General features: G+C 68.9%; 10 protein-coding genes and 2 tRNA genes. 10 read left to right on the top strand and 2 right to left on the bottom strand.

Features of this window, described 5'->3' with window-relative positions; all coding sequences use genetic code 11:
* Nucleotides 1-43: 43 nt before the first annotated feature.
* Together ACPEH0_RS06645 and ACPEH0_RS06640 are read right to left on the bottom strand one after the other, a co-directional pair.
* Nucleotides 44-1,408 carry a cryptochrome/photolyase family protein gene (locus ACPEH0_RS06645; protein ID WP_366213724.1) on the bottom strand — a complete coding sequence of 455 codons (1,365 nt, stop codon included), beginning with the start codon at nucleotides 1,406-1,408 and terminating at the stop codon, nucleotides 44-46.
* A 61-nt stretch (nucleotides 1,409-1,469) separates the two neighbouring features.
* Nucleotides 1,470-2,639, bottom strand: coding sequence for a diacylglycerol/lipid kinase family protein (locus ACPEH0_RS06640; protein ID WP_366213725.1), 1,170 nt, complete (start codon nucleotides 2,637-2,639; stop codon nucleotides 1,470-1,472).
* 103 nt (nucleotides 2,640-2,742) lie between these two features.
* On the opposite strand from ACPEH0_RS06640, the gene serS reads away from it, so the two are divergent.
* The 10 genes from serS (at nucleotide 2,743) to ACPEH0_RS06590 (ending at nucleotide 14,069) form a co-directional block, all read left to right on the top strand.
* Complete coding sequence (gene serS, locus ACPEH0_RS06635) at nucleotides 2,743-4,008, top strand: serine--tRNA ligase (protein WP_366213726.1); 1,266 nt, start codon at nucleotides 2,743-2,745, stop codon at nucleotides 4,006-4,008.
* On the top strand, nucleotides 4,005-4,910 hold the full coding sequence (locus tag ACPEH0_RS06630) for an HAD family hydrolase (protein WP_366213727.1): 906 nt from the start codon (nucleotides 4,005-4,007) through the stop codon (nucleotides 4,908-4,910). Before serS ends, ACPEH0_RS06630 begins: the two co-directional genes overlap by 4 nt.
* 100 nt (nucleotides 4,911-5,010) lie before the next feature.
* Nucleotides 5,011-5,095 (top strand) — tRNA-Ser (locus ACPEH0_RS06625).
* A 20-nt stretch (nucleotides 5,096-5,115) separates the two neighbouring features.
* On the top strand, nucleotides 5,116-6,423 hold the full coding sequence (locus ACPEH0_RS06620) for an LCP family protein (RefSeq protein WP_217529429.1): 1,308 nt from the start codon (nucleotides 5,116-5,118) through the stop codon (nucleotides 6,421-6,423).
* 74 nt (nucleotides 6,424-6,497) lie between these two features.
* Nucleotides 6,498-6,586, top strand: a tRNA-Ser gene (locus ACPEH0_RS06615).
* A gap of 317 nt (nucleotides 6,587-6,903) precedes the next feature.
* Nucleotides 6,904-7,428 (top strand): DUF1877 family protein, encoded by a 525-nt coding sequence (locus ACPEH0_RS06610; protein WP_366213728.1) that lies wholly within the window; start codon nucleotides 6,904-6,906, stop codon nucleotides 7,426-7,428.
* 65 nt (nucleotides 7,429-7,493) lie between these two features.
* Nucleotides 7,494-8,945: a DUF3375 domain-containing protein gene (locus ACPEH0_RS06605; protein WP_366213729.1), complete on the top strand. Its 1,452-nt coding sequence runs from the start codon at nucleotides 7,494-7,496 to the stop codon at nucleotides 8,943-8,945.
* The gene (locus ACPEH0_RS06600; RefSeq protein ID WP_366213730.1) at nucleotides 8,942-9,601 is read left to right on the top strand and encodes a DUF4194 domain-containing protein; all 660 of its coding nucleotides are present in this window, start codon (nucleotides 8,942-8,944) and stop codon (nucleotides 9,599-9,601) included. The genes ACPEH0_RS06605 and ACPEH0_RS06600 overlap by 4 nt, the downstream gene beginning before the upstream one ends.
* A complete protein-coding gene (locus tag ACPEH0_RS06595) occupies nucleotides 9,598-12,951 on the top strand; it encodes an ATP-binding protein (protein WP_366213731.1) in 3,354 nt (1,117 codons plus the stop codon). Before ACPEH0_RS06600 ends, ACPEH0_RS06595 begins: the two co-directional genes overlap by 4 nt.
* On the top strand, nucleotides 12,948-14,069 hold the full coding sequence (locus ACPEH0_RS06590; protein WP_366213732.1) for a DUF3322 domain-containing protein: 1,122 nt from the start codon (nucleotides 12,948-12,950) through the stop codon (nucleotides 14,067-14,069). Before ACPEH0_RS06595 ends, ACPEH0_RS06590 begins: the two co-directional genes overlap by 4 nt.
* The last annotated feature ends 84 nt before the right edge of the window (nucleotides 14,070-14,153 follow it).

Genomic DNA, 14,153 nt, shown 5'->3' with positions numbered 1-14,153 from the left:
GGTCGGGCCTCCGGGCTCCGATCCGCGGCGCGGCCGCGTTCGGTCAGGACTCGCGCGAGGCCTGCTTGACCTTCTCGTAGGCGTCGAGCGCGTTCTGCCGGGTCGCCTTCAGGTCGACGATCGGCAGGGGCGGCTGCCCGTCGGCATCCCGGTACTCCGGAGCCCACCGCCCGATGTACTCGCGGTTCTTGTCGAACTTGTCGGCCTGCAGCTCCGGGTTGAAGACGCGGAAGTACGGTGCGGCGTCGGCGCCCGACCCGGCGACCCACTGCCAGTTGAACGGGTTGCTCGCCCCGTCGGCGTCGACGAGGCAGTCCCAGAACCACTCCTCGCCACGGCGCCAGTCGATGAGAAGGTTCTTGATGACGAAGGATGCCGTGATCATCCGCACGCGGTTGTGCATGTAGCCGGTCTCCCAGAGCTCCCGCATCCCGGCATCCACCATGGCGTACCCGGTGCGCCCCTTCTGCCAGGCCTCGAGTGCGGAGGGCTTCACGCGCGGCCAGGGGAACGCGTCGAACTCCCGCCGGAGGTTCTTCGTCGCGAGGTCGGGGAAGTGGTACAGGGTGTGCCAGGCGAACTCGCGCCAGCCGATCTCGGACAGGAACTGCGAGGCTCCCGTCGCCTCGACCGCAGCGTGCCAGACGGTGTGCGGGCTCAGCTCGCCCCACCGCAGGCGCGGCGAGAGCATCGAGGTCGCCCCGGCGGCGGGACGGTCGCGGGCGTCGCCGTAGTGGCCGAGGTCCTCGTCGAGGAACTCGCGCAGGCGACGGCGGGCCGCTGGTTCGCCCGGCTCCCACGTGTCGCGCAGGCCCTGCGCCCAGTCCGGTGCGGTCGGCAGCAGACCCCAGTCGTCGAGGTCGTCCGACGCCGGGTAGCGCGAGGGCCCGCTCACCTCCCGCGGTTCGGGCAGCGGCGCGCGCGGAGCGGGCTGCGCGAGGCACGCCCGCCAGAACGGGCTGTAGACCGAGAAGTGCGTGCCCGACCCCGTCTGGATGGTCCAGGGTTCGAAGAGAACGGATGCCGCGAACGACGCGACCTCGACGCCGCCCTCCCGCAGGCCCGCCTTCAGCTGCGCGTCGATCTCGCGCTCAGGCCCGCCGTAGCGGCGGTTCCAGAACACGGCGCCCGCGTCGGTGTCGTCGACCACGTCGCGCACGACCCGGGCGGCGGGTCCGCGGCGCAGGATCAGCCGCGAACCGCGCTCCGCGAGCCGTTCGGCGAGCGAGGCGAGCGAGTGGTGCAGCCACCACCGGGCCGCCCCGCCGAGCGGGCGGATGCCCTCGGACTCCTCGTCGAGGACGTAGAGACCGATGACGGGCTCGCCGCGGTCCACGGCCGCGCGCAGGGCGGGGTGGTCGGCGAGGCGCAGGTCGTCGCGGAACCAGACGATCGAAGGGGACGGCATCCCCTCATCCTCGTCACCCGACGATGCCGGCGCCGCCCCTTGCAATCCGGCGCGGAATCCCTCAGACGGCCTCGACGGAGTGCCCGCGCGGGATCGCGAGGGTGAGTCCGCCGGCGATGACGCGGACGGCGATGCGGGTCGCCTCGCCAAACTCGTCGCCGTCGAGCTGCACGGGGTGCGCCTCCTCGGCGGCGAGGTCGATGCCCTTGCCGCGCGAGTAGCGCACGGAGTTGTCGGCGGTGCGGAGCGAGAGGATCTTGCGTCCGGTGCGGAACTTGCGCAGCACGCTGTTGTCCCACGCGAGGCGCCGCCAGACGAGCAGCCAGCCGAACGCGGAGCGCGGCTGCAGGATCGCGACGTCGAGTTCGCCGTCGGTGATGGATGCCTCGGGGATCAGCTCGAGCCCCGCCTGGAGCGACCCGCAGTTGGCGAAGAGCACACTCTGCACGTCGGCCCGGTGGATGCGGTGACCCGGCACCTGGTAGACGACCGGGAACGGCTTGGCCTGGGCGATCGACCGGGCGGCGCCGTCGACGTAGGCGACCCAGCCGACCTTCTTCTTCAGGTCGCTGTTCGTGTTGGCGATCATCGCGGCGTCGAGCCCCATCCCGCCCATGACGACGAACGCGTGCTCGGCGGTCTCGCCGTCGGGACGACGCAGCTGCGCGAGGCCCACGTCGATCGCGAGGGTGTCGCCGTCGAAGGTGGCGGCGATCATCGCCTCCGGGTCGTCGAGCGGGAGCCGGAGGTTGCGAGCGAGCAGGTTGCCGGTGCCGCTCGGCACGATCGTGAGGGGGACGGGCGAGCCCGTCATCGCCTCGCTCACGGCGCGGACGGTGCCGTCGCCGCCGGCGACGAGGACGGCATCCACCCCTTCGTTCAGGGCCTGGCGGGCGACGTCGTCGCCGAGGTCGTCGACGGTGGTCTCGTAGAAGAGGGGCTCGGACCAGCCGGCCGCCTTCGCGGCGGTCGCGACCTGCTCGCGCAGCGCGTCGCCGTCGACCTTGATGGGGTTGTAGACGAGGGCGGCCTTCGGGCTCGGCCGACCGTCCTCGTCGGGCATCGGCTCGGTCGATCCGCTGCGGTCGACCCGGCGGGCCGCGCCCGTCTCGCCGTCCTCCGTGTCGGGCGCGATGTCGTCGGGCTCGCGGATGACGCCGTCGGGTTCTGCGGCAGCAGCCGGGTCGTGCGCGTCGTCGGAGCCGTGCGTCGTGCCGGGGTCGGTCGCCATGCGTACAGGATAGGGCCCGGCATCCGTCTCCCGGGGCCCCTTGCGCGGCTGCGCGATCCGCACCAGGGGAGGGGGCCGGGAGGCCCGCGACTAGACTCGACGGGTGATCGATCTCGCCCTCCTCCGTGACGACCCGGCCCTCGTGAAGCGCTCGCAGGAAGCCCGCGGCGAGTCGCCCGACACCGTCGACGCCGCCCTGGCCGCGGACCGTGAGCGGCGCGCGGCGATCACCGCCTTCGAGGAGCTCCGCGCCGAGCAGAACGCGCACGGCAAACGCGTCGCGAAGGCGCCGAAGGACGAGAAGGCGGCGCTCGTCGCCGAGGCGAAGGACCTCAGCGAGCGCGTCAAGGCCGCCCAGCAGGCGGTCACCGTGGCCGAGGAGGCCGCCTCGGCGGCCCTCGCGCGCATCGAGAACATCGTCATCGACGGCGTGCCCGCCGGTGGCGAGGACGACTTCATCACGCTGCGCACGCACGGCGAGCCCGCGACGTTCGACTTCGAACCCCGCGACCACCTCGCCCTGGGCGAGATGCTCGGGGCGATCGACACCGAGCGCGGGGCGAAGGTCTCGGGCGCGCGGTTCACCTTCCTCACCGGGATCGGTGCCCGACTCGAGCTCGCCCTCATGAACCTCGGGATGCAGCGGGCGCTCGAGGCCGGCTTCATCCCCATGATCCCGCCGACCCTCGTCCGCGCCGAGGTCATGCGCGGCACCGGCTTCCTCGGCCAGCACGCGGACGAGGTCTACCATCTCGACGACGACGACCTGTACCTCGTCGGCACGAGCGAGGTCCCTCTCGCCGGCTACCACATGGACGAGATCCTCGACCTCGAGGCGGGCGCGAAGCGCTACGTCGGCTGGTCGACGTGCTACCGCCGCGAGGCCGGCTCTTACGGTAAGGACACCCGCGGCATCATCCGCCTGCACCAGTTCAACAAGCTGGAGATGTTCGTCTACACGACGCCCGACGACGCCGAGGCCGAGCACCTGCGCCTCGTCGAGATGCAGGAGCGCATGCTCCAGGACCTCGGTCTCGCGTACCGCGTGATCGACGTGGCCGCCGGCGACCTGGGGTCGTCCGCCGCGCGCAAGTACGACGTCGAGGCCTGGGTCCCGACGCAGGGCGCGTACCGCGAGCTCACGTCGACGTCGAACTGCACCACCTACCAGGCCCGCCGCCTCGACATCCGGTACCGCCCCGAGGGCGGTCGCACGGCTCCCGTCGCGACGCTGAACGGCACGCTCGCGACGACCCGCTGGATCGTCGCCCTGCTCGAGACGCACCAGCGCGAAGACGGCTCGGTCGTCATCCCCGAGGTCCTGCGCCCCTACCTGGGCGGCCTCGAGGTGGCGGAGCCGATCGCGTGAGTCCCGAGGGAGCGCCCGCGACCGGCGAGGTCCGCGCCGTCTCGCCCGACGATGCCGCCGAGGTGGTCGACGAGATCGCGACGGATGCCGCCGAGCCCCCGCGCGAGCGACTGCTCATCGCGCTCGACGTCGACGGCACGATCCTGCTCGAGGACGAGAGCTACAGTCCCGGTGTCGTGGACGCGATCGCCGACGCGCAGCGGGCCGGGCACGAGGTCATGCTCGCGACGGGTCGCTCGTGGGAGGGGACGCGCCACATCCTCGAAGGGCTGGCGCTCACCCCCGAGTACGTCGTGTGCTCGAACGGCGCCGTGATCCTGCGGCGCACCGGCCCAGCCGGCACCCGCGAGTACGAGCGGTTCCACACCGAGCAGTTCGACGCGTCCGAGGTGCTGACCCTGCTGCGCGACCACCTCCCCTCGGCGCGGTACATGGTCGAACTGCCCGACGGGCGTCGCCTCTACACCGACGACATGGACGAGTGGAACGTGTCGCGCGCAGACCGCGTCCCGTTCGAGGACCTCTCCGCGCAGCCGGTGTCGCGCGTCGTCGTGGTGTCGGAGGAGGGCACCGATCAGGACTTCGTCGACCTCGTGTCGCGGATCGGCCTGAACGAGGTCTCGTACGCGGTGGGCTGGTCGGCGTGGCTCGACATCGCGCCGCAGGGCGTCGACAAGGCGACCGGCCTCGAGAAGGTGCGCGACTGGCTGGGCATCGACCCCGCCCACGTCGTCGTCATCGGCGACGGACGCAACGACATCGGGATGTTCCGATGGGCGCGCGCGAACGGCGGACGGGCGATCGCCATGGGCCAGGGGCCCGATGAGGTGACCTCCGAGGCGTCGGAGCTCACGGCATCCGTCACCGAGGGCGGCGTCACGGCGGTGCTGAAGGCCCTCTGACCGGGCCCGTTCAGGCCGCCCACAGGCGCTGCCGCGAGAATGGACGGGTTCTGGGGTCGGCTAGACTCGGCCTGTTCGACCGGGGCTGTCTGCGCGGTCGGGAGGGTTGTCCGAGCGGCCGAAGGATCCGGTCTTGAAAACCGGTGGGCAGCAATGTCCCGTGGGTTCGAATCCCACACCCTCCGCACTGTCCGAAAGGTGATCCGTGAGCGCAAGGCATGACGCGAAGGCGACGAAGTTCCGCCGTCAACCCGTCGCCCGCCACGGAGCGCTGACCTCGCCGCATCCGCTGCGTCAGGTCTTCACGATTCTCGCGGCGGTCCTCGCCGTCGCGCTGGTCAGCACGGTCGCCATCGGCGGGTTCTACGTGTGGGATGCTGCGCGCAGCCTCGACGAGAACGGTGTGGCGATCGGCGACGACGCCCCCCTGCCGCCGCACATCGGCGAGATCGAGGGCGGCGTCAACATGCTCGTCGTCGGCACCGACTCGTGCGAGGGTCAGGACCTCACGCTCTTCCCGCGCTGCGCGGACGACGACGGCGGCGAGCGCAATGACGTGACGATGCTCGTGCACATCAGCGACACGCCCCGCCGCGTGACCGTCGTCTCGTTCCCGCGCGACATGATCGTGCCCATCCCGTCGTGCACCTCGCCGGACGGCACGACGTCCGCCGCGATGAGCGCGCAGATGATCAACACCTCGTACAGTTACGGGGGCCTCGGCTGCTCGGTCGCGACCGTCGAGGAGTTGACGGGGATCGACATCCAGTTCGCCGCGGCGATTCGCTGGACGGGCGTCATCAACATGTCCGACGCGATCGGCGGTGTCGACGTCTGCCTCAGCGACGACATCAAGGACCGGCACACGGGTCTCGACCTCAAGAAGGGCAACCAGACGCTCGTGGGCGCCGAGGCGCTGCAGTTCCTCCGCATCCGCCACGGCATCGGCGACGGGTCCGACCTCGGCCGCATCTCGAACCAGCAGCAGTTCATGAGCTCGCTCGTGCGCAAGCTGCAGTCGGGCGAGGTGCTCTCGAACTACCCCGCGCTGCTGAACCTCGCCAATACGGCACTCCGTCAGGTGAACGAGAAGCAGCTGGTCCTCAGCGAGTCGCTCACCAACCCGCAGCGGATGGTGCAGATCGCGATGGCCGTCGCGGACGTCCCGTACAAGGACATCGTCTTCGTGCAGTACCCGACGTACTACGCCCCCGGTGGTGCCCGCGTGCTGCCGGTCACGTCGGCGGCCGACGTGCTCTTCACGGCTCTGGCCGAGAACAAGCCGATCCGCGTGACCGGTGCTGCGAGCGGCGGCAACGGCGTCGAGGTCGTCGGCGAGGCCGACGACCCGAACGCGACGCCCGATCCGACCGGATCCGCGACGCCCGACCCGAGCGGGACCCCCGGGGCCACGGCGACCCCGCCGGCGGGCGAGGAGGGCACCGTCGACCTGCCGGGCGAGATCACGGGCCAGTCGGCCAACGAGGTCACCTGCACCGTCGCGCAGCGCTGAGCCCCGGTTCGGTGAGGCGCCGCAGAGCGGTTATGCTTGCGTGGTGTATCCGCGCCGTCCGCGGCTGGATGCCTGGAGACGTCGCATAGTCAGGCCTAGTGCACCACCCTGCTAAGGTGGAGTCCCCGTAAGGGGACCGAGGGTTCAAATCCCTCCGTCTCCGCGGAAAATCCCAGATCAACGGCGGTTTATTTCGCATCTGCCACGAAATCCGCCATTTCTGCCACGTTTGCGAAGCGTTCCGTTCTGGGCGCTCTGAGCTCGATCATGAGTTCCCGCTCATCAACCTGCTCGGTTGCGGCTGGACCGGGCGAAGGTTCAGTGCCGCTGCCCGCGAGACCGCGAGCGCATATCCCTCGATCTCCAGGGGCGGGGCCATGCGAAGGCCTCCGGTCCTCCACAGCGGCGGATTCGGGCGCGTTCTCCCCACGGCGTCGGATGCGGTGATCGTGGCTGCGCCTGCATCGGGATGCTGGCCGCATGGGAATCCGCTACTACGCCTATGCCTTCGATGCCGACCTTGCTCAGCAGGCGGTCGATGACCCGCACAGCATCCTCTCCAGCGACCCGCTCGCTGACGCGTGGGGCCTGGAGCCGCACGCGAGCGTGAGTGTCGCGACGTTCGAGCAGGTCTCACCGAAGCGCGACATGCTCTATCTCGACAAGGTATGGTCCGCATTGCAGTCCCTCACGCGCTCGGGGCCCGGAAGTCCCGCCGCCGGCTCGTGCTACCGGATGTTCGAGGGGAACGTGACGATGCACGACATGGGCTGGGACCCGTGGGTGAGGACGATCCTCCCGGAGGAGGTGCCAGCGATTCGGGACGACCTCTGTGCGATCGACGAGGACCAGGCGCGAACGTGGGCGCGCACTTGGCGAAGCCGGCACGGAGTCGACGACGACGACGACGAGCTCCGCTACGTCCTCGACTACCTCACGTGGGCACAGGAATTCGTCGAGGCGCTCGCGACAGACGGTCGCGGGATGGTCTACCTCATCGGGTGACTCAGCCCGAGCTATCCGCCGCCGCCGCGTCAACGGATGTCGGTGTGTTCCTTCAGAATGGACGCGTGCCCGCCGTCGCCCAGGTTCTCGAGCTCCTCCAGCTTGCGGAGCGCGATGCGGCGTGGAAGCTGCTTCGAGCCGACAGCGCACCCGTGGTCGCCGGTCTTCTCGGCACCCACCTGGGCGGAGACGAGCGCCGAGTCGACGCTGAGGAGCTGTACGAGCGGATCGATGCCGACCTCGAGCGGCTCCGTGCGCAGGGGCTGATCTTGCCGCTGACTGCGAGGGGGTACTGCGGGGAGTGGCGATCGGCCGGCTTCCTGGTGCGTCGGCCGTCATCGGAAGCGCGGGGTGAGACGCTCGAGCTTTCCCCGGATGCGATCGCCGGGATCCGCTTCTTGCAGGGGCGTGCCGCCCCGCGTTCGAGTGTGACCGAGTCTCGGCTTGCGAGTCTTGCGGCGCAGGTCCGTCGCCTCGCGATCGACACCGATCCTGACGTGTCAGCGCGCATCGCGCTACTCGAGGAAGAGATCGAGTCGATTGAGCGGCGGATCGAGAGCCTGCGTTCCGGTGACGAGTCCGCGATCGATGAAGACCGGGCGCTCGAGCGCGTTCGCGACGTGCTGGCGCAGGCGGCGGACGTGCCGGACGACTTTGCTCGGGTGCGTGCCGAGTTCGAGACGCTGAATGCGTCGCTGAGGGCGAAGATCGTCGAGTCCGATGTTTCTCAGGCGTCAGTCGTCGACGAAGTCTTCCGCGGAATCGACCACATCTCCGACTCGGATGCAGGCCGCAGTTTCGCTGCCTTCTCCCAGCTCGTGCTCGACCCTGCACTCGGTGCCGCATTCGAGGCCGACATCCGTCGCATCCTCGACCGCAGATTCGCTCGTGATCTCACCTCGGATGAGCGCCGGGCACTGCGCGCCTTCCTCGCAACGCTCAAGGGACGAAGCGCGGAGATCCACGATGTCATCACATTGTTCGCCCGGGCGCTCCGCCGCTACGTGCAGTCGCAGGACTACCAGCGCGACCGGGTCCTGCGGACTCTTCTGCGGGAGGCTCAGCACGCGGGGGTGGAAGCCGCCGCACACACGCGTCCGTGGCATCCGACGTTTCTCACGCTGGATCTCTCGGCCGTTGCGCTGTCGAGCGTCGGGGCGATCGACCTTCACGACCCCGCCGAATTCGCCGCCACCGAAGAGATCGTCACGCAGACGACATCCCTCGCGAGCCTCGAGGAGCTGCGGGCGATCGCTCGCGAAACCGAGATCGACTTCGACGAACTCACCCGGAACGTCAACGACCTGCTCGCCGAGGTGCCCTCGTGCACCGTCGCAGATGTCCTTGCTCGATACCCCGCGACGCAGGGGGTCGGCAGCGTGATCGGACTTCTCTCGATCGCCGCCGAGCAGGGCACCGTTGACGATGAGCCCGAGGTACTCGCTTGGCAGGGCGCCGACGGAGTCCCGCGTGCGGCGATTGTGGCCGCGCACCGATTCACAGGAGCGGTGGCATGACCGAGTCGACCACGGCGGATGTCGCCCCCGACGAGCACGGAGGCCTCTGGCGTGGCGACGCCGGCGAACTCCCTGATCGCACGAGGCGCGTCTTGCTGCGTCTGGTGCGTGGCCCGTATCTTTCCGGAGCGCGCGAGGCGCAGCTGTGGGCGGTGCTGCTCGCCGACGAGGCTGTCCTCCGCTCCCGGCTCGCCGATTTGTTCCTCGAATTGGTTATCGATCGGGACAACGAGTTCGCCTTCGTCCGCAACGCTCCGTCCGAGGACGCCCCGAAGGCAGTGCGGTCTGAGGCGTTGACGTTCCTCGACACCGCAATGCTGCTTGTCTTGCGCCAGACGCTGCTGAGCGAGGAGGGTCGCGGTCGGGTGATCGTCGGGCAGGCGGAGGTGTTCGAGCAGCTCGCCGTGTTCCGCACCCCGGACCGTGATGAGAAGGACTTCGCGAGCCGCGTCAACTCGTCGTGGAACAAGATGCAGAACAAGCTCCGCGTGTTGCACGCCGTTGGCGATGACCGTGCCGAGATTTCGCCCGTGCTCCGACTGCTCGTCGATGCCGACCAGATCCGCGCGATCACATCGGAGTACCACCGGATCGCCCGAGAGGGCGGAGGAGAATCCGCTGCCCCGTCGACGGATGCCGAGGATGACACAGAATGACGATGCTGAGCTTCCCCACCGACGAGCCGGAGGTCGATCCGACCAGGCCCGGCCAGTGGCGACTCGCCCAAATCGAACTCGTCAACTGGGGCACGTTCGCCGGCCACGTCTCCGTGGATGTCGCGCGCGCCGGCCACCTGTTCACCGGCGCATCCGGATCGGGCAAGTCGTCGCTACTCGACGCGATTGCCGCCGTCCTCACCCCCGACAGGTGGCTGCGCCTCAACGCGGCGGCTCAGGATGGCGCTTCCCGGCAGAGCGATCGGACGCTGATGAGCTATGTGCGTGGCGCCTGGAGCAAGGAAGCTGACGAGACTGCCGATCGGGCCACCACGACCTACCTGCGCTCGAAGGCAACCTGGAGCGGCATCCTGCTGCGCTACGAGAATCTCCGCGATGAACCGGTCGTCCTGCTGCGGGTGTTCCACGCATCGGGCACGCGCACCGAACCGACCGCGTTGAAGGACGCACGGATCTTCACCCGCGGTCACGTGAAGCTTCTCGACGTGAAGCCGCACGTCGAAGGCGGAATTGACGCGCGTCGCATGTCGAAGGCCTTCCCCGACGCGCTGATCACCACCGGCGGGAGACACGGACGCTTTCACGAGCGGATCATCCGTCAGTTCGGCTTCCGCGGAGATGCGACGCTTCAGCTTCTCCACAAGACACAGTCAGCGAAGAACCTCGGCACCCTCGACGCGTTGTTCCGCGGGTTCATGCTCGACCAGCCAGGGACCTTCGCGCGGGCCGAGACCGCCGTTGAGCAGTTCACGGAGCTCGATGCCGCGCACAAGCACGTGGTCGACCTGAGGAAGCAGGCTGATGCGCTCCGCAAGGTCGACGAGGCGATCACCGCGTTCGACTTGGCGGGCGCTGAGATGGCGGCGATCTCCGATCTGCACGACGGGGTCGAGCCCTTCACAGCGGGACTCAAGTTGCGGCTCGCGAAGGAAGCTGCGGGCCCCGCACGCGCCGCGCTGGCGCGCGCCGAGAGCGACCTGAGTGACGCCGCGCGAGAGCAGCAGTTGGCGGCAGAGGCGCTGGAAACCGCGAAGGCGCGGGTCCGGGACGAGGGCGGCGCGCGCGTCGAGCTTCTGCAGGAGCGGATCGACAGTGCGCAGCGTGCCGAGGACGTCACTAGGCAATATCGAGCTCAGTTGACCGCAGAGCTGATGCGCATCGGCGCACCAACGCCCGAAGACCCCGAGCAGTTTGCGGAGCTCCTTGCCGCGGCCGTCACCGAGGTTGCGCGCGACATCCCCGCTGTGTCGTATGAGGTCCGTGACGCCGCGAGTCAGGCGCGTAAGGCGCTGGACGAAGTCACCAGGCAGATTCAGGCGCTGAGAGATCACCGGAGCAACCTCGACGAGAAGCTTCTGAGCGCACGACGATTCCTCGCGGACGCTGTCGGTGTGCCGGCATCGACATTCCCCTTTGCGGGCGAGCTGATCTCGGTTGCCGAGCAGCACTCCGCCTGGCGCGGCGCGGCAGAGCGAGTGCTCGCTCCGTTTGCGTCGACGCTCCTCGTGCGGGACGAACATCTTGTCGCCGCACGTCGGGCAGCCGACTCGCGGACACTCGGTGTCCGGCTCGTCATCGAAGCGGTCCCGCACGCCGTCGACGAGCCGCGTCGCCCCAAGGATGCCCGCTCGCTCGTTCATCGCCTCGCGGTGAGCGATGGGCCCTTCGCGTCCTACGTCCGCAAGCGCATGGCCTCCGAGTTCGACTACGCCTGCGTTTCGCACCCCGACGAGCTTGATGACGTCGAGCGTGGCGTCACGATCGGCGGCCTGGTCAAGCGCAACTCACGCAGGTATGAGAAGGACGACCGTCACGAGGTCGGTGATGCCACTCGATGGGTGCTGGGCGGCGACACCCACGCGCGGCTCGAGGCATTGCTTGAGCGTCGGCGGGACGCGATGGCGGCGATGGAGGAAGCATCCGCCCGCGACGCCGAGGCCGACTCGTTTCGTCAGGACGCGGTCAGTCGGCGCGACGTCTTCACACGCGTGTCGACGTTCAGCTGGGACCAAGTGGACCTCGCAACTGCGATGGCGGTCACCGCGGCCCAGCGCGACGATCTCCGGGTGCTCACCAGCGAGTCGGGGACTCTCCGCGAAGCACAGGAGGCCGCGGAGCGAGCGACCCGGCGACTGGACGAAACGAACGCGAAGCACGCACGAGCGCTCGGAGCCCACGCTGTCGCCCGCAGTCACGTCGAAAGCATCGCGGCACACGTCGCCGAACTCGAGGCCACCCCATATGCACCGGTCGAGGAGCGGATCGCCGACGCCCTCGAAGGCCGGTTCCGAGCCGAGCGACGCTCCGTGAGCCTGGAGACGGTGGACGAAGTCGCGCGAAAGGTGCAGTCGGCACTCTCGAAGGAGAAGGACGCCTCGGCCAGTCGCGCAGCGGATGCTGAGGCCAGCTTCGCCGGGCGCGCCGCCGAGTTTCGGCTCGGGTGGCCCGCTGCATCCGCAGAGCTGACTGCCGACATCCGCGACCGCTACAGCTACCGGGAACTGCGCGAAGGCATCATCGCCCGCGGCCTGCCCGAGAAGGAGTCCGAGTTCCGCAAGCTGTTGCGGGAACGATCGCAGGACGTCGTCGCACACTTGCTCAGCGACCTCCGCGACGCCCCGGGTCTCATCCGTGAGCGAATCCTCCCCGTCAACGCATCCCTGGGGCGGTCCCCGTTCGAGGGAGCGGACCGCTTCCTCGAGATCGATGTGAAGACGACGCGGACCCCGGAGGTCGACGAGTTCCTGACGGACCTCCGTCGCATCGTTGAAGGCAACTGGGCCGACGAGTCGGCCGCCGGTGCCGAGCAACGATTCGCCGTGCTGCAGCGCGTAATCGGTCGACTCGGATCTAAGGACCGCGTCGACATCGATTGGCGCAACCGGGTGCTCGACACGAGGCTTCACGTGAGCTTCCTCGCGCGGGAGAAGGACGTCGCCGGCCGCGTTGTGCGGGTGTATGACTCCGCAGAGGGCTTGTCGGGTGGTCAGCGACAGAAGCTCGTCATCTTCTGCCTCGCGGCAGCGCTGCGGTACCAGCTGACTGAAGAAGAGGACGAGGTTCCGAGGTTCGGGTCGATCGTGCTCGATGAGGCGTTCGACAAGGCTGACAGCCGATACACGCGCAACGCGATGGAGGTGTTCCGCGAGTTCGGATTCCACATGATCCTCGCGACACCGCAGAAGCTGCTGCAGACGCTCGAGCCGTACGTGGGTGCGATCACGTCGGTATCGAACCCCGACCGCGACGCCTCACGGCTGGCGAACGTGGTGTTCTCGGTCGGTGAACCTGAGGTCGCCACCCCGCCGCACGCGGAGTCGCGCGTGTGACCACGCTTGTCACACCGTCTGACCTGCGCGCGCGGGCGAAGAAGCTCTTCGACCGCGATGCACGCACCTGGGCCGCCGAGCAGCAGACCGATGTCGTGCTCGACGTTCCGCTACGCCCGCCGACGGAGCGGGAGGCGCTGGACGATCTCAATCTGGTTCGACGGTGGGTCGACGCCTGGCGCGGTGTGAGCGAGGATTCGGGTATCGAGCTCGAGTGGGTCGTCCGCCATTGGTCACGCATCGGGTCGCAGGAAGTCCCCATTCGCGCGGTGCTGCGCGGTTCGGATTCGATCGCTCGAGCGGCGGGCGAGGCGGAGGGTTGGCGACGTCTGATGGCGCGACTTGACGAGTTGAGGGGCCTGGCCGGTTCCGACGCCAGCGGCGTGCTCCGCGCCCATGGCCGCGCGATCAGCGATCTCGATGGTGCCGATTTCGACAGGCTCGTCCATGTGCTGGCCTGGTTGCGCGAGAACCCGGAATCGGGCCACCTGGTGCGGGAACTGCCGATCCGCGGCATCCACACCAAATGGATCGAATCTCGCCGCGGACTCGTCGAGGCGTTGCATCGGGCGGGAACCGGAGCGCCCGGACTGGGCCTTCGCGAGCCGTCACCGCTCATACGGATCCGTGCTCTCGATCCGTCGCTCTCGTTCCAGGGGCTCACCGATGTGTCGGCGCCCGTCGACGACCTTGCGGCAAGCACGATCCGACCCGAGCGCGTGTTCGTGTTCGAGAACCTCGCCACCCTGCTCGCGATGCCGGATGTGCCCCGAGCTGTAGCAGTGCACGGTGGTGGTCACCGCGTCGATCTCGTCGCCCGCCTCCCGTGGGCGCAGACGGTCACCTACTGGGGCGATCTCGATTCGCACGGATTCGCCATACTCAACCGACTTCGAGCCAGGGGTGTGGACGCAACGTCGGCGTTGATGGATATGGATACTCTGTTCGCTCACCGTGATCTGTGGGGGACCGATCCGGATCCGAACGTCGGCGTGTTCGAGCTGCTCAAGCCTGATGAGCGCGCGACTCTTCAGTCGCTGAGCGCGGAGGGCAACATACGCCTCGAGCAGGAGCGCCTCCCGTGGAGTTACGCGCTCGAACGGCTCGGGGTGTCCTGACGAGGCATCTGGTCGTTGCCCCAGCGCGCTCCTATTGGCCTGTCAGCGACGCGTGCTACCGTAGTCGCAACAAACGCAACCTCC

The sequence above is a fragment of the Microbacterium sp. NPDC079356 genome (genome assembly GCF_049545465.1).
GTDB classification, from domain to species: domain Bacteria; phylum Actinomycetota; class Actinomycetes; order Actinomycetales; family Microbacteriaceae; genus Microbacterium; species Microbacterium gawkjiense.
Note: the sequence above shows the minus strand (reverse complement) of the source record. Positions and strands in the feature narration are given on the sequence as shown.

What these genes read in the sequence shown, in the direction of transcription:
- ACPEH0_RS06600 (WP_366213730.1), top strand. Translation starts at nt 8,942, where the DNA reads ATGACCGAGTCGACCACGGCGGATGTCGCCCCCGACGAGCACGGAGGC.
- ACPEH0_RS06640 (WP_366213725.1), bottom strand. Translation starts at nt 2,639, where the DNA reads ATGGCGACCGACCCCGGCACGACGCACGGCTCCGACGACGCGCACGAC.
- ACPEH0_RS06645 (WP_366213724.1), bottom strand. Translation starts at nt 1,408, where the DNA reads ATGCCGTCCCCTTCGATCGTCTGGTTCCGCGACGACCTGCGCCTCGCC.
- ACPEH0_RS06595 (WP_366213731.1), top strand. Translation starts at nt 9,598, where the DNA reads ATGACGATGCTGAGCTTCCCCACCGACGAGCCGGAGGTCGATCCGACC.
- ACPEH0_RS06610 (WP_366213728.1), top strand. Translation starts at nt 6,904, where the DNA reads ATGGGAATCCGCTACTACGCCTATGCCTTCGATGCCGACCTTGCTCAG.